At 51.6% G+C, this 2,127-nt stretch carries 1 rRNA gene; it reads right to left on the reverse strand.

The annotated features are described in order from the left end of the window. A 23S ribosomal RNA gene (locus tag BLQ88_RS36320) occupies positions 1 to 2,075 on the reverse strand; the annotation flags it as partial. Positions 2,076 to 2,127: the final 52 nt, after the last annotated feature.

Raw genomic sequence — 2,127 nt, forward strand, 5'->3', positions numbered from 1 at the left:
TCACAGCCTCCCACCTATCCTACACATCCCTGACCCGAAAACAATGCAAAGCTATAGTAAAGGTGCACGGGGTCTTTCCGTCCCGTGGCGGGTAAGCGGCATCTTCACCGCTACTACAATTTCACCGAGCTCACGGCCGAGACAGTGCCCAGATCGTTACACCATTCGTGCAGGTCGGAACTTACCCGACAAGGAATTTCGCTACCTTAGGACCGTTATAGTTACGGCCGCCGTTTACTGGGGCTTCGATTCAATGCTTCTCTTGCGATGACATCCCCTCTTAACCTTCCAGCACCGGGCAGGTGTCAGGCCCTATACGTCAACTTTCGTTTTGGCAGAGCCCTGTGTTTTTGCTAAACAGTCGCCTGGGCCATTTCTCTGCGGCCTCTCTTTGCAGAGGAGGCTCCCCTTCTCCCGAAGTTACAGGGTTAATTTGCCGAGTTCCTTAGCCGTGATTCACTCGAGCACCTTAGAATATTCTTCTCGACTACCTGTGTCGGTTTACGGTACGGGCTGCATACAGCTGGCGTTTCAAAAGCTTTTCTTGGAAGCGTCTTCGATGGTTCGCTTTGCCCGTAGGCTCGGCTCAACGCACTATTCCGTCAGTACGTACCATCCACGTCGCTCCGTCACTTTTTCACACTGCATGCAGGGGCAGGAATATTAACCTGCTGTCCATCGGGGGTCGCCTGTCGGCTATCCCTTAGGCCCCGCCTAACCCTCCGTTGATTAGCATAGCGGAGGAATCCTTAGTCTTTCGGTGTGCGGATTTCTCATCCGCATTATCGTTACTTATGCCTACATTTGCTTTTCTCACCAGTCCAGCTGGGCTCACGCCCAACCTTCACCCCTGTGAGAATGCTCCCCTACCGATATGTATAAATACAATCGCATAGCTTCGGTAATATGCTTGATGCCCGTTTATTATCGATGCCCGCCCCGCTCGACCAGTGAGCTGTTACGCACTCTTTAAATGTATAGCTGCTTCCAAGCTAACATCCTGGCTGTCTCTGCAGTCGGACCCCCTTAGTTCAACTTAGCATATATTTTGGGACCTTAGCTGATGCTCTGGGTTGTTCCCCTCTCGGACTGGGACCTTAGCACCCCAGCCCTCACTGCCGTGTATATCATGCCCCATTCGGAGTTTGTCAGAATTTGGTAGGATTTGACTCCCCCTAGTCCTATCAGTAGCTCTACCTGAACATGACTCAACCACGACGCTGTTCCTAAAAACATTTCGGGGAGTACGAGCTATTTCTCAGTTTGATTGGCCTTTCACCCCTACCCACAATTCATCCGAAAACTTTTCAACGTTTACCGGTTCGGTCCTCCACGATGTGTTACCAGCGCTTCAACCTGATCATGGGTAGATCACAAAGTTTCGCGTCTACGGCCACTGACTAATCGCCCTATTCAGACTCGCTTTCGCTTCGGCTCCTGTTCTTCAAACATTAACCTTGCCAGTAACCGTAACTCGTAGGCTCATTATGCAAAAGGCACGCCGTCACCCGAAGGCTCCGACCGCTTGTAAGCGCATGGTTTCAAGTTCTATTTCACCCCGCTGCTCGCGGTACTTTTCACCTTTCCCTCACGGTACTCGTTCACTATCGGTCTCTCAGGAGTATTTAGCCTTGGCGGATGGTGCCGCCGGATTCAGAGGGGATTTCACCGGTCCCCACCTACTCAGGGTACCCACTCAGTTAAACTCGCTGCCTGTACGGGATTCTCACCCTCTGCGATTGGCCTTCCCATGCCATTCCAGTTCGCTATTTAACCACTTGGTGGGCCCTACAACCCCACTCTGGCCGTAACCAGGGTGGTTTGGGCTGTTCCGTGTTCGCTCGCCACTACTTACGGAATCACTATTGTTTTCTTCTCCTGCGGGTACTTAGATGTTTCAGTTCCCCGCGTTTGCCCCCCGTAGGGTAATGTAGCTTCACTACACTGGGTTGCCCCATTCGGATATCTATGGATCAATGCATATGTGCTGCTCCCCATAGCTTTTCGCAGCTTATCACGTCCTTCATCGCCTCTGAGAGCCTAGGTATCCCCCATGCGCCCTTAATTCGCTTGCGCGACTTTATTTTCTTCTCTTCTACTTCACAATATGTCAATGAACTCGTTACC

The sequence above is a fragment of the Dyadobacter soli genome, assembly GCF_900101885.1.
In the GTDB taxonomy this organism is placed as follows: Bacteria; Bacteroidota; Bacteroidia; order Cytophagales; family Spirosomataceae; genus Dyadobacter; species Dyadobacter soli.